This is a genomic window from Pseudoalteromonas sp. JSTW (assembly GCF_013423925.1).
Classification (GTDB): Bacteria; Pseudomonadota; Gammaproteobacteria; order Enterobacterales; family Alteromonadaceae; genus Pseudoalteromonas; species Pseudoalteromonas lipolytica.
The window spans coordinates 759,202-781,955 of sequence record NZ_CP058972.1; the positions used below are offsets into that span (position 1 = coordinate 759,202).

11 protein-coding genes are annotated in these 22,754 nt (G+C 42.1%); 10 read left to right on the forward strand and 1 reads right to left on the reverse strand.

Annotated features, from left to right (window positions below; translation table 11 throughout):
• Positions 1–23: 23 nt before the first annotated feature.
• Together GZH31_RS03605 and GZH31_RS03610 are read left to right on the forward strand one after the other, a co-directional pair.
• On the forward strand, positions 24–2,015 hold the full coding sequence (locus GZH31_RS03605; protein WP_180311382.1) for a marine proteobacterial sortase target protein: 1,992 nt from the start codon (positions 24–26) through the stop codon (positions 2,013–2,015).
• The gene (locus GZH31_RS03610) at positions 2,003–2,590 is read left to right on the forward strand and encodes a class GN sortase (RefSeq protein WP_075594533.1); all 588 of its coding nucleotides are present in this window, start codon (positions 2,003–2,005) and stop codon (positions 2,588–2,590) included. The genes GZH31_RS03605 and GZH31_RS03610 overlap by 13 nt, the downstream gene beginning before the upstream one ends.
• On the opposite strand, the gene GZH31_RS03615 is transcribed toward GZH31_RS03610, so the two are convergent.
• Positions 2,497–3,444, reverse strand: a complete 948-nt coding sequence (locus GZH31_RS03615; protein ID WP_036970658.1) for a DMT family transporter — start codon at positions 3,442–3,444, stop codon at positions 2,497–2,499. The two genes, GZH31_RS03610 and GZH31_RS03615, sit on opposite strands and share 94 nt — an antisense overlap.
• A gap of 122 nt (positions 3,445–3,566) precedes the next feature.
• Between GZH31_RS03615 and proB the strand changes: the two genes are divergently transcribed.
• From proB to GZH31_RS20090, 8 genes are all read left to right on the forward strand, one after another.
• Positions 3,567–4,670, forward strand: coding sequence for a glutamate 5-kinase (gene proB, locus GZH31_RS03620; RefSeq protein ID WP_036970656.1), 1,104 nt, complete (start codon positions 3,567–3,569; stop codon positions 4,668–4,670).
• A 63-nt stretch (positions 4,671–4,733) separates the two neighbouring features.
• Positions 4,734–5,705 carry a GGDEF domain-containing protein gene (locus GZH31_RS03625; RefSeq protein WP_180311383.1) on the forward strand — a complete coding sequence of 324 codons (972 nt, stop codon included), beginning with the start codon at positions 4,734–4,736 and terminating at the stop codon, positions 5,703–5,705.
• A 67-nt stretch (positions 5,706–5,772) separates the two neighbouring features.
• A complete protein-coding gene (locus GZH31_RS03630) occupies positions 5,773–6,132 on the forward strand; it encodes a glutathione S-transferase N-terminal domain-containing protein (RefSeq protein ID WP_036970649.1) in 360 nt (119 codons plus the stop codon).
• Between the two features lie 80 nt (positions 6,133–6,212).
• Positions 6,213–7,697: a glutamate--tRNA ligase gene (gene gltX / locus GZH31_RS03635; RefSeq protein ID WP_180311384.1), complete on the forward strand. Its 1,485-nt coding sequence runs from the start codon at positions 6,213–6,215 to the stop codon at positions 7,695–7,697.
• Positions 7,698–7,919: 222 nt separating this feature from the next.
• The gene (locus GZH31_RS03640; protein WP_257473675.1) at positions 7,920–9,131 is read left to right on the forward strand and encodes a sulfatase-like hydrolase/transferase; all 1,212 of its coding nucleotides are present in this window, start codon (positions 7,920–7,922) and stop codon (positions 9,129–9,131) included.
• Between the two features lie 15 nt (positions 9,132–9,146).
• Positions 9,147–9,446, forward strand: a complete 300-nt coding sequence (locus GZH31_RS19965) for a hypothetical protein (RefSeq protein ID WP_257473676.1) — start codon at positions 9,147–9,149, stop codon at positions 9,444–9,446.
• 810 nt (positions 9,447–10,256) lie between these two features.
• The gene (locus tag GZH31_RS03645; protein ID WP_180311385.1) at positions 10,257–16,124 is read left to right on the forward strand and encodes a S8 family serine peptidase; all 5,868 of its coding nucleotides are present in this window, start codon (positions 10,257–10,259) and stop codon (positions 16,122–16,124) included.
• A gap of 436 nt (positions 16,125–16,560) precedes the next feature.
• Positions 16,561–22,431 carry a S8 family serine peptidase gene (locus GZH31_RS20090; protein ID WP_180311386.1) on the forward strand — a complete coding sequence of 1,957 codons (5,871 nt, stop codon included), beginning with the start codon at positions 16,561–16,563 and terminating at the stop codon, positions 22,429–22,431.
• Positions 22,432–22,754 lie beyond the last annotated feature (323 nt).

A 22,754-nucleotide genomic window follows, 5' to 3' on the forward strand; every position in this document is an offset into this window, starting at 1 on the left:
ATCTGTCGATGGAGTGACATGTTATGTTGAGTAACCGAACCAAAAGGCTCTTGTCCGTGAGCCTTTTTATCCTACTTTTAGGATATGCTATAAATCCTGCATTAGCCGCTAATGTCAGTGCACAATTACGGTTTTATGATAACTTGCACAGCGAAGTGTCATCAGGCGTTTTAGTCAAAAACGATGTGACGATGACGCTCACAGGTTTAATCAATCATGTGGTTGTTAAGCAGCGTTATCAAAACCCACACCCGTTTGCAGTTAATGCGCGTTATGTATTTCCTTTGCCCGATGAAAGCGCAGTACATGCATTACAAATGCAAATTGGTGAGCGTGTGATTACGGGCAATATTGCACTCAAACAGCAAGCTGAGCAGCAGTTTAAAGAGGCGCAGCAGCAAGGCAAGCGAGCAGCCCTAGTACGTCAGCAACGGGCGAATATTTTCGCAACCGATGTTGCAAATATCGGGGCGGGCGATGAAATTGAAATCACCTTACAGTATCAAGAGATAATTGGTTTTCGTGATGGGGTATTTTCACTGCGTTTCCCAACCATGATTACACCCCGCTATGAACCAAAAACAGCTCAGCTTAAGCCTCATACAAGCGAAAACCCAGAACCTAATTCATCGTCAATGTTGAATCAGAGCGCTCTGGCTTCTGCGTGGTTAAAACCGGTGTACCAAAGCACAAATAGTCAGCAGGTTGATGCACATTTAAACTTGGCTATTAACATAGATATTGGTTTAGAGCTTAGTGATATAAATGCAAACCTGAGCGGTATGCAAATTGATAACCCACATTTTGGGCGCTATATACTTGCCCTTAATCGCGATGTACCGATGACACGTGATTTTGAGCTGACATTTAAGCCGCTCGACAAAGAGAGTTCACAGGCTGCGTTTTTTAAAGAAGTCGTCAATGGCGAAGAATATGGACTATTGATGCTCGTGCCGCCAGCGGATCATTTTACCGCACAGGCACGCCTCCCGCGTGAAATGGTCTTTGTAGTCGACACGTCGGGTTCTATGCATGGTCAGTCCATGGAGCAGGCAAAGCACGCCTTGTTTTATGCTTTATCGTTACTCGATGAAAACGATAGCTTTAATATTATTGGTTTTGATAATGACGTTACGGCTCTCAGTGAGTCTGCAATGATTGCCAATGACTTTAATATTCGCCGTGCAGAGCGTTTTATATATGGCTTGCAAGCTGATGGTGGCACAGAGATAAGTAATGCACTATCGCGGGTATTAGATGGCAAACAACATGATGGTTTTGTGCGTCAAATTGTATTTTTAACCGATGGCAGTGTGGGCAATGAAACACAGTTGTTTTCGCAAATTCAAGCTGACTTAGGTGATAGCCGCTTATTTACCGTTGGTATTGGCAGTGCACCAAATAGTTTCTTTATGACACGCGCTGCTGATATTGGTCGTGGTACGTTTACCTTTATTAGTAGCGCCAGCCAAGTACAGCCTAAAATGCAGCTATTATTCGATAAACTCGCTCACCCAGTTGTAACCGAGCTTGTCTTACATGCAGATAACCAAGAGCTTGAGTACTGGCCATCGCCTTTACCCGATCTTTATTTTTCTGAGCCCGTGTTAGTTGCGGTGAAGTTAGCTGGAAATCAACATGTAACCCTGACCGGGCAGACTCTATCAGGACCCCTTAATATTAACTTATCAGCGAATCACGCGGCGCAAGGTGAGGGCATAGCAAGACTATGGGCAAGGCAGAAAATTAAGTCACTCCTGCTTTATAATGATAAAGACAGCGTAAAGTCAGAAGTCGAAACATTGGCACTTCAGCATCATTTACTCAGTCCATTTACTGCTTTTATTGCTGTTGATAACGTCGCTGGGAACGAAATTGCTGAGCGCTCAGTGCAACTAAGAAATAGGCTGCCGAGTGGAATGACATTGCCACAAACAGATGGGCAAAGTCGTGTATTTATAGTGTTTGGCTTGTTATTGGTATCGTTAGCATGGTTATGGCAATGGCGACGTTAAAAAAGGCCTTACCACTGTGTGTGGGGTTGCTTGGCATTTCACTGCTACTCAATGGCAGTTATATGCAAGCCAAGGCGTGGCTTGCCCAGCATCTGATTGAATCAGCTTGGCAACATGCTTTGCTGACGCCAAATGAAAAAGTCAGGCCGTGGTTTTACGCTGACGGTTATGTCACAGCACAACTAAATTGGCCTACTCAGCAGCAACGTTTAACTATTTTAGCGGGGGCGTCGGGGCGTAACTTAGCCTTTGCTCCCGGGCATTTCTTACCCAGTGGTGAACTTTCGAGTGACAATGGGGTGTTAATTGCAGGCCACAACGATACCCACTTTGCATTTTTAAAAAATGTGAAAGTGGGCGAGTCGTTTTCTATGCAGTTACAAAACGGCCAAGTCGTGCACTACCAAGTACGCAGTGTTCGTGTCATTCATCAACACGAGCAGGCCTTTTTAATGCAACCCGGTTTGTATTTATTAACCTGTTACCCTTTTGATTCTTTGGCATCGGGTACCGAGTTGAGATTATTAGTGTCGGCAGACAAGCTCTCATCATCTACGTCAATTTTAAGTTCTTGATGGCGTTGACTGACAATCACGCCCGCAAATACCACACCGATACTTAACCACTGCCAAGTTGTTAGCACTTCCCCCAGTAAGATAGCGGATAAAATTAACGCAAAAATAGGAATCAAATTAGAGTAAGCCGCGGCAGTTAGAACCGATACTTTACTGATGGCATAGTTATACATACCATAGCCGCCTAAGGTCACGCACGAGCCTAAATATAAAATACTCAATAGGGCACTCAAATCATGTTGATTCTCGCTCGGCAGTTCAATAAAGAATAAAAAGGGTGCAAAGAATAGGCTGCCACTAAAGCCTTGTATGGCTATCAGTGTAAGCGGGGAGTAACGTGTTACTAAGTGTTTAACACTGACAGTATAAAAGGCCGCGCAGACCATGGCCATGAGCTCTAAAAAGTTACCCAGTAAAGGGTTTGGCGCTTGCTCGCTACTTGGCGAAAGCAAGGTTAACAAAATACTGCCACCAATACAGAGTGTAAAGCCAACCACAATGGCTTTACTGATGTACTCTTTTAACATTAAGAAAGCTAAAATAGCGACAATAATCGGTAAGCAAGACACAATAACACCCGCTTGCGATGCTGATGTGTATTCAAGCGCATGACCTTCAAATAAGTAATATAAGCAAGGCTCTGCCAGCGACATGCCTATCAAGTATTTCCAGTCGCCTTTTTTAAATTCAAAGCGGATCACAAATCGCCACAAGCATAAACAAATTAAAAGGGTGGTTAACATCCTTAAAAAAATTACCAACACGGGGTCATAAATTGTGATTGCATGCTTTAACGCAATATAGGAACTTCCCCATAAAAAAGTGGCAATTATTAAGCATAAACTGGCAGGCATAGGTGTCGCTTCGTGTGTTAAAAATGAAAAAACGATCCTAGCATGAATTTTTTTAACTTGTTCAAAAACTGTTTGCTGGTATATATAAATTCTCTATTTTATTTACAGAATTAATAACGCAGATGCAAAGGCCACACGTCGTTGTTGTAAAGCTAGGCACAAGTGTGCTGACAGGCGGTACAGACAAATTAGATAAAGCACATATGGTGGAGCTTGTTCGCCAGTGTTGTGAGTTAAAAAAACAAGGTTATCAGGTTGTTTTAGTATCCAGTGGCGCAGTCGCTGCGGGTCGTGAGCAATTAATAACCCCCTGTGGCCGTTCTTTGATCGAAAAACAAATGCTGGCAGCAATTGGCCAAGGTCATCTTATTCATACTTGGCAGAGTTTATTTGCACTCTATGGTATTAATGTTGGGCAGATGCTGCTTACCCGAGCAGATGTTGAAGACCGCGAACGTTATTTAAATGCCCGCGACACACTCAATGCATTGCTTGCGCATAATGTGGTTCCAATCATTAACGAAAATGATGCCGTAGCCACGACTGAAATAAAAGTCGGCGATAATGATAACTTGTCTGCGTTGGTGGCTATTTTAGCAAATGCAGAAAAACTTTTGCTGCTTACCGACCAAGAGGGGTTGTTTACTGGTGACCCGCGCTCTGATGTTAATGCAACTCTCATAAACGAAGTATCACACATTAACGATGAGCTCAGAGAGCTTGCTGGTGGAAGTGGTACAAGTTTAGGAACTGGCGGAATGGCAACTAAACTTCAAGCTGCTGATATTGCTCGTCGTGCAGGCGTTGAAGTGATTATTGCCAAAGGTGCGGGCAAAAATGTGATTTTAAATTGCATGGCTGACAAACTGCCAGGTACTCGGTTTTTAAAATTAACCGCCCCCAAAGATGGTCGAAAAAAATGGCTATTAGCGGGCCCTAAAAGTTCTGGGCAACTGGTGATCGATGATGGTGCCAGTTTGGCACTTCAAGAGCGCGGAGCCAGTCTTTTAGCAAAAGGGGTCAGAGCTGTTAGAGGCCAATTTGAACGAGGTGATGTAATTGAAGTGATATCGAGTGAAGGTCAATGTATTGCAAAGGGGCTCGTTAACTTTAACCATCAAGAAATCGATACAATAAAAGGCTGCCACTCATCACAAATTGCGCAGTTACTTGTGTTTGCACCAAGCAGTGAAGTAATACACAGAGATGATATGATTTTATTATAGTTTTTTAGTAATTTTTATAAATTTAACTACACTAAAGTTACTTATAGTTCTGGGGACTTTTCAATGCAGGCAAACCCTTGCGGACATGAATGGGTTGTGACGATAACACAGCAAGAAGAAGAGCCAGAGCTTGATCAGGCCCTTATCGATGCGGTGGCAGGGTTAGGTGAGTTTTCGCGGTTTGCTGTTTACGTCAATAAATTTTTTAAACCTGGGCTACCTGCACAATTAATTAATAAAGACACCGTGATAGAGAAGCTCTCTGAACACGAGGTCAATGAATTAATAGAAAAAGTCAGTCGCAATAAAATCCGCATTAGCCTTAATTATGGCTGCATTTATACCTATGTGCCTGTTTATCATACGGGAAATGTAGTAGGGGTTTTAGTGATTGAGTCGAATCAAGAGCTCACCGAACGCTGTAGTATGTTAGCAATTTACATGCTAAATATTTACGCTAACCAACTTTCATTGTTGTATAAGTCCCGCCTTGACCCATTGACAGAATTACTTAATCGTCAAACGTTTGATAAAAAAGTGATTGATATTGCGGCGCAAGCCGCGCATGGAGTTACTCACTCAGATGTAAATCACCGCCACTGGTATTTGGCAATGATCGACATTGATCATTTTAAACGTGTGAATGATAACTACGGCCATGTTATTGGTGATGAAGTCATTTTGCTGGTCGCACAATTACTCAAAAATAACTTCCGATTCGAAGATTATGTATTTCGTTATGGGGGAGAAGAGTTTGCCATTTTATTTCAAGCAACCGACGAATGTGATGCGCGCAACGTGTTAAATCGATTTCGTGCGTGTGTCGCTGAGTATCCATTTCCGCAAGTAGGTAGCCTCACTGTAAGTTGTGGTTTTTTGCCTATTTGTGAGTTTGAAATGGTTGCAAGCTTAGTTCAAAAAGCAGATAACGCCTTGTATCATTCAAAGAACATGGGGCGTAATCGCATAACGGCGTATTGCGAATTGGATATTCAAGATAATAAACACAATGATGACTCGATAGAGTTATTTTGAGCCTGTTGCAGCGTGTAGTGCTGTGTTAAAATTGCCCACCTTATTTTATTCAGTATGAGAATGTGAGATGAAGTTTGTCCGCTGGTTGTTAGGCCGCCTTATTTTACTTTTTGATTTTATTTTTACGCCGCGCAGTAAAAAACGTCCTGCTGCAGAGCAAGCACAGCTTGATTTAGTAACATCACAATTTAAGCTATATCAATTCAAAGCGTGCCCATTTTGCGTAAAAGTACGCCGTGCGATTAAACGCCAGGGCTTATCTGTGGAAACTCGAGACGCCAAAGGTAATGAACTCTTTCGCCAAGAGCTATTAGAGCAGGGCGGAAAAATTAAAGTACCGTGTTTACGTATTGAAGAAAACGGCCAAGTAACGTGGTTGTATGAATCAAACGATATCATTGCTTATTTAGATAAAGTCGCTGCATAAAGCGGCTTTTCACTTCGATAATAGCTCATGCTGTGCTAGCATTTGGGCAAATTTTTAATTGTCTTTTGAGAGATATAACCATGACAATTCGCACCCGTGTTGCTCCTTCACCAACAGGTGATCCGCATCTAGGTACTGCTTACATCGCTTTATTTAACTACTGCTTTGCAAAACAGCAAGGTGGGGAGTTTGTTTTACGTATAGAAGACACTGACCAAGTGCGCAGTACAGCTGAATCAGAGCAAGCTATCATGGATAGCTTACGTTGGTTAGGCTTAAACTGGGATCATGGTCCTGATGTGGGCGGTGAGTTTGGTCCATACCGTCAATCTGAGCGAAGTGATTTATACAAAAAGTTTGCGCATCAGTTAGTTGAGCAAGGCAAAGCATTTTATTGTTTTGCAACTAGCGAAGAGCTAGATCAAATGCGTGAAGAACAAATGGCCGAGGGTTTGCGTCCTAAATATGATGGTCGTGGTTTAAATCTATCAGACGATGAAATCAAAGCGAATCTTGACGCGGGTAAGCCGTACGTTATTCGTATGAAGATCCCAAGCGAAGGCACGTTTAAGTTTAACGACTATCTTCGTGGCGAAATTGAGATCCCGTGGGAAAACGTAGACATGCAAGTGTTGTTGAAAGCCGATGGCTTCCCAACGTATTTCCTTGCTAACGTTGTTGATGATCACCACATGCAAATTAGCCATATTTTCCGTGGTGAAGAGTGGATCAACTCAGCGCCTAAGCTATTAAAATTATACGAAGACTTCGGTTGGGAAGCGCCTGTACTTGGTCACTTGCCGTTACTTCGTAACCCAGATAAATCAAAGTTATCAAAGCGTAAAAATCCAACTTCAATCAATTACTACAAAGAAATGGGTTACCTGCCAGAGGCACTATTGAACTATTTAGGCCGCATGGGTTGGTCAATGCCTGATGAACGTGAAAAGTTCACGCTAGATGAGATGATTGAACACTTTGATATGAAACGTGTTTCTCTGGGTGGGCCAATTTTCGACGTGGATAAGCTTAGCTGGTTAAACGGTATGTGGATCCGTGAAAACTTGTCAGATGCTGAGTTAATGCAACGTTTTGTTGATTGGAAATTTAATACTGAGTTATTCGCTAAAGTATTACCAGAAGCAAAAACACGTATTAATACGTTATCAGACATGGTTGATCTTGCCGGTCATTTCGTGGGCGGTATTCCAAGCTATGATCCTGCGTTGTTAACGGCTGGTAAAGCGGGTGAAGATGCAACACGTCAAGCACTGCAATTCTTCATCTGGCAATTAGAGGGCTTACGTACATGGGAAAAATCAGCGATTTTTGCCATTGCGAAAGAAGTTGCAACGTTCCATGAACTGAAGATTAAAGATTTTCTTGAGCCGATTTTTGTCGCTATTACGGGCAAAACATCATCAACATCGGTACTTGATGCAATGGAAATATTAGGCTCAGACCTGTCGCGTGCGCGATTACGTGTTGCACTTTCGCACATTGGCGTGTCAAAAAAGCAAGCGAAAAATATTGAGCGCGCTTACCGCGATTACCCGCAAGCTTAAAAATTATTACGCTTTAAAAACCGAGCTATATGCTCGGTTTTTTTATATTTAAATCAAAGTTAACGCAGATTTAACTATGTAAATAGGTACTACTCTAATAGTATTAAACATGTACAACTTATCACTTGTAGGAATATCTTAATTAAGCAGTATAAGGTGGCTGCAAGCGAGGGATTTTTTAAGCTGAAGTGAATGCTTCGGTTAATTTTCAAGGAGAAAGTGATGTTCAAATACTTATTGGTCTGTTTGACCTTTTTTGGCATTAGTATGTCGAGTTTCGCTGCTGATAAACCCAATGTGCTTATTATTTGGGGTGATGATGTTGGTATGTGGAATATTAGCGCTTACCATCGTGGCATGATGGGAGGTAGCACACCTAACATAGATAGCATTGCCAATGATGGCATGATATTTATGGATCATTACGCACAGGCCTCGTGTACGGCTGGTCGTGCTGCATTTATTACTGGTCAGTACCCAATGCGTACCGGTCTTAGTACGGTAGGTCTACCTGGAGCACCACAAGGTTTGCAAAAGAAAGATCCAACGTTAGCAACGATGCTTAAATCTAAGGGGTATGTAACAGGGCAGTTTGGTAAAAACCATTTAGGTGACCTTGATGAACACTTACCAACAAATCATGGTTTTGATGAATTTTTTGGTATTTTGTACCACCTCAATGCGGGTGAATACCCAGAACAGCAAGATTATCCACAAGACGCCAAAACACAAGAAAAGTTTGGTCTAAAAATGCGTGGAGTCATTCATTCAAAAGCGCTTGCTAATGGTAAACAAGAGGTTAAAGATCTTGGCCCATTTGGTAAAGAACGTCAGCGTAATTTAGACCAAGAAGTGCTTGTTGAATCAAAACGTTTTATTCGTGAAGCAGTAAAACAAAATAAGCCTTTCTTCGTTTGGCATAACACCACACGGATGCATTATCAAACTAACCTTAATAAAGCGTATGACGGTAAAACAGGGTTTGGTTTATATGCTGATGGTATGGCTGAACTGGATGATGATGTAGGAGAGCTGCTTAACTTACTTGATGAGCTTAAAGTATCTGATAATACAATAGTGATGTTTTCTACCGACAATGGAGCTGCATCAAACTCATGGCCTGATGGTGGCAACCAGCCGTTTCATGGTGAAAAAGGTGTTGGTGGCTGGGAAGGTGGTTTCAGAGTTCCTATGCTTGTTAAATGGCCAGGCCATATTCCAAGTGGTGTAAGCACGGGTGAGTTTATGACCATGGAAGATTGGATACCAACGATTATGTCATGGCTCGGTGATAAAGACCTAAAAGCTAATTTGCTTAAAGGTACAAAAATTAATGGCCAAAAGTATAAAGTTCATTTAGATGGCTTCGATCAAAGTGATATCTTGTTGAATAATGGTAAAACAAACCGTAAAGAGTTTTATTATTTTACCTAAACGACTTTCCACGGTATGCGTTACGGTGATTGGAAGTTAATTTTCACAGAGCAAGAGCATTGGTTCAGATCTTCGCAACAAGCCCTTACTACACCTTATATCATTAACCTAAAAATGGACCCATTTGAGCGCTTCATTGATGCAAGGGGTTACGATGAGTGGGCAGAAAACCGTAGCTGGATTTTAGGCCCTGCAGGTAATCAAATTTCAGAGTTTGTAAAAACCTTTAAGGCTTTCCCGCCTAGCCAAGAGAGCATGTCAGTACAAGTGGATAGTGTCGCTGAAATGATTTCAAAGCAAGCGCTAAACCGCTAACAATATAGGCTTTACCAGGGCACGACGTTGCGACATCGCAGTTTTGTTCGTCACTGGTAAAGCTTTTACAGCTTTCAATCCCGTAGCCATTACCGCCTCTATTTACCCCCTCACGTTTTAACGGCTCAATAGCAATACTCTATTTATCGCTGTTGGATTGTAACCGCTAGATTGCACTGAACGTTGCCCTTGGCAGCTAAGTTCTTCAACATCGCCAAAATAATATGCATCACTTTGAATAGCTTGTTCTTCACTTATAAATTCCTGTATTCGCTACTTTTCGAATTCATAAGTAAACAAATTAGGGGACTGTTAGTCTTAAACCTATGTTGCCGCAGGCAGATAAAGTTGAAAAAGTGGTGAGTAAAACGAGCAGTCGAGTGATGTCTTTTTCACTTTAACTAAGTTCTATTGTTCTATCGCTAAAAGCATGACTTTGTTGTTAAAAATTGAGGCTAATATTGAATCAATACATCTATTTATGCACTTTGGTTAGTCTTAAATGGGGTTGAAAATGTAACTAAGCTTGAATCTTTGTTAACAGTGTCGATTTTTTGCGTCTTAAATAAAAGTAGAAATTTTCACATTTAGAGAGTGTTCATTAAATTTCGATTAGCGTTATGGCTTGTTTTATAAGCTTAAATTTGATTTTGTCGTTATTTTGGTAATTTATTTGTTAAGGTTAAGTACAAAACGCTACAACTAAGTTGATTAATTTGTTTCATGGGTGTGATTGAATAACGGTTAAGTTTTGAAATGGATATTCATAAAACTTAAATAATTATTCAAATAACTATCCAGGAATTACTTATGCAAGTAAAAACACTCTCAATTGCTGTCGCTGCGGCTCTTTACAGTGCCAGCGCAGCCTATGCGACTGGTATTGAAGCTAATAACAACGCAAATAAATTACAAGCACCTAATATTACATTCGATGAAGTAAAAGCACTTTCAAATAAAGTTCATGACGCTAGTTCAGAAACAATGTTGCAAAACAATGGCTTGAACGTAAAAATAAATGCACAAACAAGAAAGTTCGTTGAAGAAGGCATCACAGGCGAAAGTATTTATATTGTAAAACTTCGTGACAATGCCGTTGCATTAGAAGCAAGAGATATTCAGTCTCCACTTGCTCGTAGCTTGCAACAACAAGGTGTAAGCAAGATTTTTGAACACGGTAAGCCGTCTTCTCCTGCTGTAATCGACTATCAAAATAAGTTATTAACTAAGCAGCAATCGGTAATGCAGAGCGTGGCTTCAGTAACAGGCCGTACAGAAATGCGCCGCCAGTTTACTAAAGCAATCAATGGTTTCTCAGTAAAAATGACAGAAGCCGAAGCGCGCAGAGTGTCAGAGCTTGGCTCTGTTTCATCTGTTATGCGTTCAAAGAATTATGACCTTTTATCTGATGAAGGCCCTCGTCATATTGGTGCAGACCAAGTGTGGAATGGTACGAGCGTACCAAGCGGTATCAAAGGCAAAGGTGAAGGGCAAATCGTTGGTATTATCGATACCGGTATTAATTCAGATCACCCGTCTTTTGCAGAAGTTGGCGGCGACGGTTATGTTCACACTAACCCGCTCGGCGATGGTAACTTCTTAGGTGACTGTGTTGACGATGCAGAGTTCATCCAATGTAATAATAAATTAATCGGTGTACGTTCTTATGACATGATCACCGATGTGTTCTCTGAAATTATCCCAGGCTGGCCTGCAATTGGTGAAGATTACCAAGGGCATGGCTCGCACGTTGCGTCAACAGCAGCGGGTAACGTAGTTAAAAACGTACCATTAGTCACTGTTGGTGCTGGTGACCAATCAGATGGCATGGTGATTAAAGAAGATCTCTTCCCAGAAATTTCGGGTGTGGCACCGCATGCAAATATTATTTCTTACCAAGTGTGTTACCCATCAAATGATATCGGTGCGAATGGCTGTCCGGGCGAAATATTACTAGCAGGTATCGAAGATGCGATTTCTGATGGTGTTGATGTTATTAACTTCTCAATTGGTGGTTCAGATTCAAACAGCTGGACAGACCCAGTACAACTTGCATTTTTAGCAGCACGTGAAGCGGGTATTAACGTTGCGGCTGCGGCTGGTAACAGCGGACAAGGGTGTGGCAGCGCAGAGTGTTTCGGCTATTTGGATAACTCATCACCTTGGCTTGCGCAAGTTGCAGCAACGACGCATGGTCGAAGTGTTGTGATTGAAACGCCGGTTGAATATGCAGGCTTTGCTGACGCATCAATGGGCTCTGAAGTGCCAAGCTGGTCAGAAATGGGTCTAACAGGTGGCTCACTTAACCAAACAGACATCACGGGTGTCGTTGTGTGGGCTAAAGACTATGCTGATGTGAATGGTGTTAAAGATGCGAATGGGTATTGTACTGCTGACTACCCAGCTGGCACATTTGACTTTTACAAAGATGGCTCGCCAATTGTGGGTGCTGCAGAGGGTGAAACTAACGTAATCGTTATTTGTCAACGCCATGACCCTCAAGACCCTAATGCTAATGCACGTGGTGCAAAGTCTGATCATATCAAAGCAGGCGGAGCAGATGGTTTCATTATGTTTAACCGTAATAGAGACCAAGGGACAGTTGCTGAAGGCTACTCACTTCCAAGTGTTCACTTTACTTATGATCAGTGGAATGGTGTATACCCAAATGATGGTTTAGAGGATTGGGTTGATAGCTTCTCTGAAAAAGGCCACATGATCACCATTAAAGCAACCAATGTTGAGCGTATAGTTAATGCTGAAGATGCTGATTGGTTAGCGCCATTCTCTTCTCGTGGTCCGTCGTATCCAAACCGTGAAGTATTGGCTCCAGCCCTTGCAGCGCCAGGTGTTGACATTTATGCGGCTTACGCTGATGAACATCCATTTGTTGCCACACCATACGGCACTGATTACTCAAGTTCTAGTGGTACATCAATGGCATCACCGCACGTTGCAGGTGCAATGACATTGCTACGCCAGGTACACCCAGATTGGTCAGCAACTGAAATTCAATCAGCATTATCAATGACTGCTGATAACGTGGTTAAATATCATCGCTTGAACAATGAAAAAGATACCATCGGTGAAGCGTCAGTTTACCGTGCTGGTGCAGGTCGTATTAATGTTGCTAATGCAGCTAAAGCCGGTTTTGTCATGGATGAGTCTGCGGAAAACTTTATTGCAGCAAACCCTGACAGTGGCGGTACACCACATAAGTTGAACATGCCAAATCTTGTTAATTTCTCATGTAAGCCAGAGTGTCAGTGGGTGCGTACCATTACAGCCACCGAAGATGGTACATGGACAGTAAGCAACGAAGAAGTTGTGAACTGGAATTTCGACATGAATAAGCAAATTCCACAAAATGGTATCAACTTTGAAATTACCCCTAATAAGTTCTCTCTAAAAGCGGGTGAAACACAAACCATTATTGTTAAAGCATCAATCATGGAAACACAAGATTGGTCAAGTAACTCAGAAGTAGAGCTGCACAGCAACCTACTGTTTAAAGCAGAAGAAGAGAACATTCCTGATGCGCGTTGGCCTGTTGTATTCAAATATGATCGTGGTGATTTACCAGCGAACCTAACAACCGTTGCACACTCTGATAAAGGCAGCTACGTTGTACAAGGCGTTGAGTTACCAGTTGTTTCATCACCTGTTGCACAAGCATATATGCCAGTTGAAGCAACCATAGATACGTTTGAATTACCAAAAGATAAAGACAATTTCTTCCCGTGGGCTTCTAATCGTACGGTTGAAGTAGACCCCGCTGATATACTTGATGAGGCTACCTATTCTAAGTTCATCACTGTGCCAGCTGATTCTAAACGTTTAGTCGTTGAAGTTGTGGGCGTAGAGTCTGAACTTGAAGGAAACTCTGACCGTGCTAACCCGCTTGTCTACATTGGTAAAGACTACAATGGTGATGGCGAAATTCAGATTGAAGATGAAATCTTGTGTGTCTCTGGTCACGTTGTTTATAACAACTTCTGTAATATCAATAACCCAGAAGAAGGTGAATATTGGGCCGTTATTTATAACCCAGCGAAACAACGTAACCCTGACTTTATCGAAAAAATTCAAATTGCAACAGCCGTTGTTAGTAATGATGTAGCGGATACGCTTGACGTTACACTTCCTGCAAGTGATGGCGTAAACCCAGTTGATATGACAATCAATTGGGATATGAACATGAATGCAGGCGGTATTTACTACAGTGCAATCGACGCTGGCACATCAACCGTAAATCCAGATAATCTAGGGACTATTCCACTTCGCATTGAACGTGGTGTTGATGTTGTTGACGTAGCCGTAGGCACTGAAGCAGCTAAAGTCGGTGACTTAATTCCTGTTAGCTTTAATGTACTTGCGAATAACTCGGGTGCCGACCGTGAGTTCTCATTTGATATTGATGCGCCTGCAGGATTAAATTTCCACTCTGACCGCATTGAAATCTCAAGCACATCAGATGTGGATGCTGAAGTTGTTGACGGTAAACTTGTTATCTCGGGTGTACAACCAGATACACGAGATGTTCAACCTGATTACCTTGTTACTAACAATGTAACCGATGAAATGTGTCGCCTTCCAAGTTTTGGTAATTCAAACCCAGGTGGTTATGTTAACTTATCTGATTTTGGTATTTTCCCAATGTTGTCGGGTTTCCAAGAAAATGGTCAAGCTAACTATGGCCGTGGTTGGATAATTCCAGTTAACACTTTATTCAATGGTGCATACGATAAAGTAAGCCTGTTTAATAATGGTGATGAAGTAAATATGTGGAATAACTTCATCCAAGTTAAAGGGATTGGTACGGTTGATACGCTAGGTGCGCGTTACCTTGTTCCTGCACATTTACGCTTCCCTTACAACAATGTTCCATACGAAAATATGGCACCACTTTGGCGTGGTTGGTCTATCACTGAATCATCTATCACCAAAGATGTTCTCTCTGTAGGTCTATCTGCATCTGAAGGTATCTCACTGGCTTCAACAGCAAATGGTTGGGCTATTATTGAGTGGGATAATGCATCTGACTACGGTAACGAGTTTGGCTTTAGAGGTCAGTACTCTTATGACCGTCGTGATAACTCATTCGATTTCCAATTAATTTTCAATGCTGAAACACGTTTTGGTAAGAATGAGCATGAAATCTACTATGCGTACGATAACATCGACTTTGGCAGTACAGGTACTCACGGTAGTATCGGTGTGCAAGGCTTTAAAGGCCAAGTATCAACATTTGGTCCATTAGGTGATTATTTAGGGGTTGATATTGCGTACGATAACATCGACGAAGTAGTAAAAGATGACTACATCGTGTGTATGGATTACGTTGGCCCTGAAATGTCTCAGTTCGAAGTAACGGCATGGGCTGAAGTACTCCCTTCTGCTGCAGGTCAAACATTGGCACTGAACACGATTGCAAATGTTGATGGCATCGAAGCAATCACTAAGCTTAATGAAATTACAGTACCAAGCAACATCACAGTTGTAGCGCTTGACGATATGGTAACCACAGAAGAAACAGCAATTAGCTTTGATGTTCACTATATTGATGAAACAAACTCGAAAAATGAAATTTCAGTTATTTCAGACAATGTAAGTTTTGAAGTTGATGGCGATACAGTCACCGTAACACCCAATGAGAATTTCTACGGTGAAACAGAAGTGACGGTGGTTGTTTCTGACATTGAGAACCCATCAGATGCTGCAAGCACGACGTTTATGTTGACAGTAACTGGCGTGAGCGATGCACCTGTTGCAAATGTAGCGAATACAGAGATGGTTATCACAGAAGGCGATACGGTCACACTAGATGCATCAGCGTCAATGGACCCAGATGGTGATGAGCTGAGTTATAGCTGGCAAGGTAACGGTGTTATTGCAGATGCAAGCGCAGCGTTAACAACCGTGTCAGGCTTAACTGCGGGTGACCATGTATTTACAGTGACAGTATCAGATGGTGAACTTGAAACATCAGCAACTGTGAATGTGAAAGTAGTTACTGTTGCAGAGCGCTTAGCAATTGATGTTATTTCTAACCAATCAGTTGATGAAGATAACAGCACAGAGATTGCGGTTAACTTTGACAACCAGTTAGGTAAAGAAACCGTTATTACAGCAATGGCTGACAATGCTGAAGTTGAGGTAATGGGCCATGAAACGGGTTCAATGCTAAAACTGACACCAGCAGCAAACTTCAATGGTGAAATTGAAGTAACAGTAATGGTTGCTTATACAGACGAGCCTTCGGCGGTAGCACAAACAACCTTTACACTGACAGTAAACGCAGTGAATGATGCGCCTGTTGTAGAGCTTGCAGAGACTCATTTATATGTACGTGAAGGTCAAGTACCGACACTTAGCGCAACGGCATCAGACCTTGATGGTGATGAGTTAACGTATGAGTGGACGGGTCCAGGTACGATAGAGTCAGCAAACAGTGCGAGCACGAAAGTGTCAGGTCTCGTTGCGGGTGACTATGTTTATACTGTGACAGTAAGTGATGGTACAACAACGGTTGAACAAAGCTTACAGTTATCAGTAACAGAAGCTCCCGAGGTTGATGACTCAGATGACGATGAGGATTCAAGCGGCTCACTTGCGTGGCTAACACTTCTAATGGCAGGTTTTGCAGGCTTAAGACGCCGTAAAGCAAAACGCAGCTAATCACTCCCTAAGTGTGTTATGTGACAAAGGGCCTTCGGGCCCTTTTTTCGTTTTTAGGATTCCTCATACTAATTCGCAGTAATACTCACTCATTTTGAAGGGGAGGAAGCAGAGCGTTAAAAACGTCTTATGAGTAGCTGCAACAATACAGGAATTATCACTGCTACATTGTTTACAAAAAGTAAATAATAAAAACGGTTTTGCTGCTGCCTATGAGTGAACTTACCCTAAAATAGGGTGCTTCTATTTATTAATTGCAAATAAAAATACGATTACAGGAGTTTTAAGTATCTTAAATGTTAATCGTGTGTACAAAGCGCTACACGAATGTAGGTAATTTTTTAATTCTCTGTGGTTATATTATAAGCGCGAGCGGTGGAATGGATATCCACCCAGCTTGAATAATTATACTAATTAACTATCCAGGGGATACTTTATGCAAGTGAAAACTCTCTCGATTGCTGTTGCCGCAGCTATCTATAGTGCCAGCGCTGCTCATGCAGTCGGTGTTGATAGTCAGCTTAAAACACAAAATCAATTAAAAGCACCTAATATTACATTTGAAGAAATCAAAGCATTTAGCAAAGAGTACAATCAAGGCGACTCAACTAGCATGATGCAGAATGATGGTCTAAATGTGCAATTGAGTGGACAAAATAAAAAGTTTACTGAAGAAGGCCTAGACGGTGAGCATATTTATATTGTTCGCTTAAGAGATAACTCTGTTGCACTTGAAGCGCGTGAGTTCGATTCGCCTTTAGCGAAAACAATGCAAACTCAAGGTGTGACAAAGGTTTTCGAAAAAGGTCAGCCGTCGATTTCTGCCGTGACCGAGTACCAAAATAAGCTACTTACAAAACAACGCACTGTTATGCAAAGCGTAACGGCTGTAACAGGCCGTACAGAAATGCGTCGTCAGTTCACTAAAGCATTGAATGGTTTCTCTGTAAAAATGACAGAACGTGAAGCAATGAGTGTTGCTGAACTAGGAGCGGTCGCTTCTGTTATGCGTTCAAAAAATTACGATCTTTTATCTGATGAAGGTCCTCGTCATATTGGTGCAGACCAAGTGTGGGATGGCACAAGTGTTCCCAGCGGTATTAAAGGCAAAGGTGAAGGCCAAATTGTCGGCATTATCGATACAGGTATCAACTCTGATCACCCATCATTTGCTGCAGTAGGTGATGATGGTTATGAGCACATTAATCCATTTGGCAGTGGTAATTATGTGGGTGACTGTGTTGAAGAACCTGAAGAAATCCAATGTAATAGTAAGTTAATCGGTGTGCGTTCTTATGATGTGATCACTGATGCATTTGATGCCATGATCCCAGGTTGGCCTGCAATTGGTGAGGATTATCAAGGTCACGGTTCACACGTTGCATCAACTGCAGCGGGTAACGTCGTTAAAAATGTGCCTTATATGTTACCGAGTTTTGGTGAAAATACAGATGGTAATATCCTTGCAGAAGATTTATTCCCTGAGATTTCAGGTGTTGCACCCCATGCGAATATTATTGCTTATCAAGTATGTTACCCGTCAAGTGACGAATACAGAGGGTGTCCGGGCGAAGCGCTTGTTGCGGGTATTGAAGACGCGATTTCTGATGGTGTTGATGTAATCAACTTTTCAATCGGTGGTGCAGATTCGAACGTGTGGGCTGACCCTGTGCAACTTGCATTTTTAGCCGCGCGTGAAGCGGGCATTAACGTTGCAGCAGCGGCTGGTAATAGCGGACAAGGGTGTGGCAGCGCAGAGTGTTTTGGTTATTTAGATAACTCATCGCCTTGGCTGGCGCAAGTTGCAGCGACTACACACGGCCGTAGTGTTGCTGTTGAAACCGCCGTTGAGTTCGCTGGTTTTGCAGATGCCTCACTTGGATCTGAGGTTCCTAGCTGGTCAGAAACGGGTCTAGTAGGGGGCGCAATCAACAGTGAAGAAATCACCGGGGTTGTTGTTTGGGCTAAAGACTATGAAGATGTTAATGGTTTCAAAGATTACAACGGTTATTGTACAGCTGATTACCCTGAAAATACCTTTAACTTCTATAAGGATGGCACGGAGATAGCGGGTGCGGCTGATGGAACGACTAACGTTATTGTTATTTGTCAGCGTCACTTAGCAGCTGATCCTGCTGCGAATGCACGTACAGCAAAAGTTGATCACGTGAAAGCCGGTGGAGCGGATGGTTTCATCATGTACAACCGTGATGGTGCTCAAGGTACTGTTGCAGAAAGCTATTCTTTACCTGGCGTACACTTTACGTATGATCAATGGAATGGTGTTGATGGTAATGATGGCCTAGAAGACTGGGTCGATAGTTATTCAGAAATGGGCCATATGATCACTATTAAACCAACGGTGATTGAGCGTCGAGTTAACGCTGAAGATGCTGATTGGTTAGCAACGTTCTCATCGCGTGGTCCTTCATTCTCAAATATAGAAGTGCTCGCACCAACACTTGCTGCTCCGGGTGTTGATATCTATGCTGCTTATTCTGATGAGCATCCGTTTGTAACACCACATGGCCAAGATTATGCGGCAATTAGTGGTACTTCAATGGCATCTCCACATGTTGCGGGTTCAATGGCGTTACTTCGTCAAATTCACCCAGATTGGACTGCAGCTGAAGTTCAGTCAGCATTATCAATGACGGCTGAAAATGTGGTTAAATATCACCGCTTAAATAATAAAAATGATGTAGTTGCAGATGCGAAGACTTATCGTTCAGGTGCGGGTCGCATAAATGTTGCGCTAGCAGCAAAAGCGGGCTTTGTCATGGATGAGTCAGCAGATAACTTCTTAGCTGCAGATCCATTCAATGGCGGTACACCGCATAAACTTAACTTGCCTAATTTAGTTAACTTCTCATGTGCACCAGAGTGTCAATGGGTACGAACGATTAAAGCGACAGAAGACGGTACTTGGACCGTTAGTCATGAGGATGTTGAAAACTGGAGTTATGATGTTAATTCACAATCCGCTCAAAATGGTGTGAATATTGATATCTTCCCGAAAACTTTCTCATTGAAAAAAGGTGAGACACAAACCATTATCGTTAAAGCGTCGATTATGGATACGCAAGATTGGTTTAGTAACTCTGAAGTTGAGCTACACACGAACCTAGTATTCCAAGCTGAGGAAGCGGGTATTCCAGATGCGCATTGGCCTGTAGCGTTTAAATATGATCGCGGTAACTTACCTTCAATGCTATCTACAACTGCGCATTCTGACGAAGGAACGTATGTTGCTAAAGGCATTATGTTACCAAACATCGAAGCACCTGTAGCACGTGTCTATGAACCAGTGAAAGCAGAAATTACTTCTGTAACACTGCCAAAAGATGACGATACTACTTTCCCTTGGACAATGAATCGTAAAGATGATGTAGCTGCTGAAGATATCTTAGATGAAGCAACATTCACTAAGTTTGTAACCGTCCCCGCTAATTCTAAACGTTTTATTGCAGAAACTGTCAGTGTTGAATCGGAACTTGATGGTTCACTGAAAAAAGGTAATCCAATCGTTTATGTAGGTAAAGACTACAATGGCGATGGTATTGTTCAGCCTCAAGATGAGATTTTATGCGTATCTAACCATCGAATCTACAACAACTTCTGTAATATTAATAACCCTGAAGAAGGTGAATATTGGGTTGTTTTATATAGCAGTAATAAAACCTCTGTAGGTCCAGTTGAAGAAACCTTTGAACTGGCAACTGCTGTTGTATCAGAGCAAGTTGCAACAGGGATGACTGCACGCCTTCCTGCGAGTGATGGTTTAAACAAAGTTGACATGACTGTTGATTGGAACATGGAATTTGATGCTAATAGTGTTTACTACTCATTATTGGATGTGGGCACATCAGCAGTTAATCCTGGTAACTTAGGTTCTATTCCATTCAAGATTAATCGTGGTAAAGATGTTGCGCACCTAGATGCGCCGAATACAGGTGCTAAAGTCGGTGACTTCGTTCCTTATACTTTTGAAGTATTGGCAAATAACTCAGGTGTTGACCGTGAATTTACTCTTGAACTAGCGATTCCAGAAGGTCTGGATGTTAAAGCTGAAAATGTTGCAATATCAACAACATCAGAAATCAATATTGAAGTTGTTGATGGCAAGGTTATTGTAACAGGAATGCAGGCTGATACGCGCGATGTTGAGCCAGACTACATTGTTACCGATAACATTACTGATGAGATGTGTCGTACACCTGACTTTGGTAATGCAAACCCAGGTGGTTATGTAGATTTATCACAGTTTGGGATTATGCCGCTGCTATCAGGTTTTGATGATCAAAACCTATATAACTATCGTGATGGCTATACTTTACCTATCGCAAGTTTTTACAATGGTGCGTACGATAACTTCAGTTTGTATAATAACACTGGAAATACAAACATTCAGAACCAGGTTATCCAAATTCGCGGCATGGGTACGGTGAATACAAGCGGTAGTCGCTTCTTCTACCCAGTTCACAATCCGTTCCCATATAATTCATTCCCATTTGAAAACATGGGTCCATTATGGCGTGGTTGGGAATTCTCTGAACAAGGCTTACTACGCTCTGTAATGTCTGTTGGCTTATCGTCAAACGAGGGTATTTCACTAGCAAGTACTGCAACGGGATGGGGTATTGTTGAGTGGGATAATGCATCTGATTATGACGATCCTGTTTATGACCGTTCAACAGGCACATACAGTTATACAAAACGTGATAACTCATTCGACTTCCAAGTGCTATTCAATGCAAATACGCGTTTTGGTAAAGGTGAGCACGAAATTTACTATGCATACGATAATCTTGACTTTGGTACGACCCGTCCGCACGGCAGTATTGGTCTTCAAGGTTTCCGTGGCGAAGTATATGAATACGGTCCACTTGATAAATATCGCGGCGTTCAAGTTGCTTATAACAATCTAGATGAAGTTATTAGTGACGACTATGTTGTGTGTATGGATTACGTTGGCCCAGAATCATCACAGTTCGAAGTAACGGCATGGGCAGAAGTATTGCCATCAGCGGCAGGTCAAATGCTAAATATTGATGCGAAAGCAGCTATCTCTGGCCTAAATGACATGACAACGACTGCGACACTCAGTGTACCAAGCAATATCACGGTTGTAGCGCTTGACGATATGGTAACCACAGAAGAAACAGCAATTAGCTTTGATGTTCACTATATTGATGAAACAAACTCGAAAAATGAAATTTCAGTTATTTCAGACAATGTAAGTTTTGAAGTTGATGGCGATACAGTCACCGTAACACCCAATGAGAATTTCTACGGTGAAACAGAAGTGACGGTGGTTGTTTCTGACATTGAGAACCCATCAGATGCTGCAAGCACGACGTTTATGTTGACAGTAACTGGCGTGAGCGATGCACCTGTTGCAAATGTAGCGAATACAGAGATGGTTATCACAGAAGGCGATACGGTCACACTAGATGCATCAGCGTCAATGGACCCAGATGGTGATGAGCTGAGTTATAGCTGGCAAGGTAACGGTGTTATTGCAGATGCAAGCGCAGCGTTAACAACCGTGTCAGGCTTAACTGCGGGTGACCATGTATTTACAGTGACAGTATCAGATGGTGAACTTGAAACATCAGCAACTGTGAATGTGAAAGTAGTTACTGTTGCAGAGCGCTTAGCAATTGATGTTATTTCTAACCAATCAGTTGATGAAGATAACAGCACAGAGATTGCGGTTAACTTTGACAACCAGTTAGGTAAAGAAACCGTTATTACAGCAATGGCTGACAATGCTGAAGTTGAGGTAATGGGCCATGAAACGGGTTCAATGCTAAAACTGACACCAGCAGCAAACTTCAATGGTGAAATTGAAGTAACAGTAATGGTTGCTTATACAGACGAGCCTTCGGCGGTAGCACAAACAACCTTTACACTGACAGTAAACGCAGTGAATGATGCGCCTGTTGTAGAGCTTGCAGAGACTCATTTATATGTACGTGAAGGTCAAGTACCGACACTTAGCGCAACGGCATCAGACCTTGATGGTGATGAGTTAACGTATGAGTGGACGGGTCCAGGTACGATAGAGTCAGCAAACAGTGCGAGCACGAAAGTGTCAGGTCTCGTTGCGGGTGACTATGTTTATACTGTGACAGTAAGTGATGGTACAACAACGGTTGAACAAAGCTTACAGTTATCAGTAACAGAAGCTCCCGAGGTTGATGACTCAGATGACGATGAGGATTCAAGCGGCTCACTTGCATGGCTAACACTTCTAATGGCAGGTTTTGCAGGCTTAAGACGCCGTAAAGCAAAGCGCAGCTAATCACTCCCTAAGTGTGTTATGTGACAAAGGGCCTTCGGGCCCTTTTTTCGTTTGTGTACTCTGCTCGACTTAAAAGGATGTGGCCTATATGTCGTGTTTACTTCGCTTTTTAGTCAGGCTGTTTTATTAACGTTTGCAGTTAATTAAAAATGGGGGCAAAAGCCAGATTGCAAAAAGGGGTGATAGGGAAGGTGAGTGTTTATGTTACTCTTTTATAAGGGAAAATAAGTCATCTTAGAAAGATGGGTTTTTACCTTATAGCTAAAAGTAATAAAGCGATTGAAAATCCTCTGTAGCAAAATGTACAGAGTATTTCATATTTT

Excerpts from the sequence above, each read along its gene's own strand:
- GZH31_RS03645 (WP_180311385.1), top strand. The coding sequence starts at position 10,257 with ATGCAAGTAAAAACACTCTCAATTGCTGTCGCTGCGGCTCTTTACAGT.
- GZH31_RS20090 (WP_180311386.1), top strand. The coding sequence starts at position 16,561 with ATGCAAGTGAAAACTCTCTCGATTGCTGTTGCCGCAGCTATCTATAGT.
- GZH31_RS03625 (WP_180311383.1), top strand. The coding sequence starts at position 4,734 with ATGCAGGCAAACCCTTGCGGACATGAATGGGTTGTGACGATAACACAG.
- GZH31_RS03630 (WP_036970649.1), top strand. The coding sequence starts at position 5,773 with ATGAAGTTTGTCCGCTGGTTGTTAGGCCGCCTTATTTTACTTTTTGAT.
- gltX (WP_180311384.1), top strand. The coding sequence starts at position 6,213 with ATGACAATTCGCACCCGTGTTGCTCCTTCACCAACAGGTGATCCGCAT.
- proB (WP_036970656.1), top strand. The coding sequence starts at position 3,567 with ATGCAAAGGCCACACGTCGTTGTTGTAAAGCTAGGCACAAGTGTGCTG.
- GZH31_RS03610 (WP_075594533.1), top strand. The coding sequence starts at position 2,003 with ATGGCGACGTTAAAAAAGGCCTTACCACTGTGTGTGGGGTTGCTTGGC.
- GZH31_RS03640 (WP_257473675.1), top strand. The coding sequence starts at position 7,920 with ATGTTCAAATACTTATTGGTCTGTTTGACCTTTTTTGGCATTAGTATG.
- GZH31_RS03605 (WP_180311382.1), top strand. The coding sequence starts at position 24 with ATGTTGAGTAACCGAACCAAAAGGCTCTTGTCCGTGAGCCTTTTTATC.
- GZH31_RS03615 (WP_036970658.1), bottom strand. The coding sequence starts at position 3,444 with ATGCCTGCCAGTTTATGCTTAATAATTGCCACTTTTTTATGGGGAAGT.
- GZH31_RS19965 (WP_257473676.1), top strand. The coding sequence starts at position 9,147 with ATGCGTTACGGTGATTGGAAGTTAATTTTCACAGAGCAAGAGCATTGG.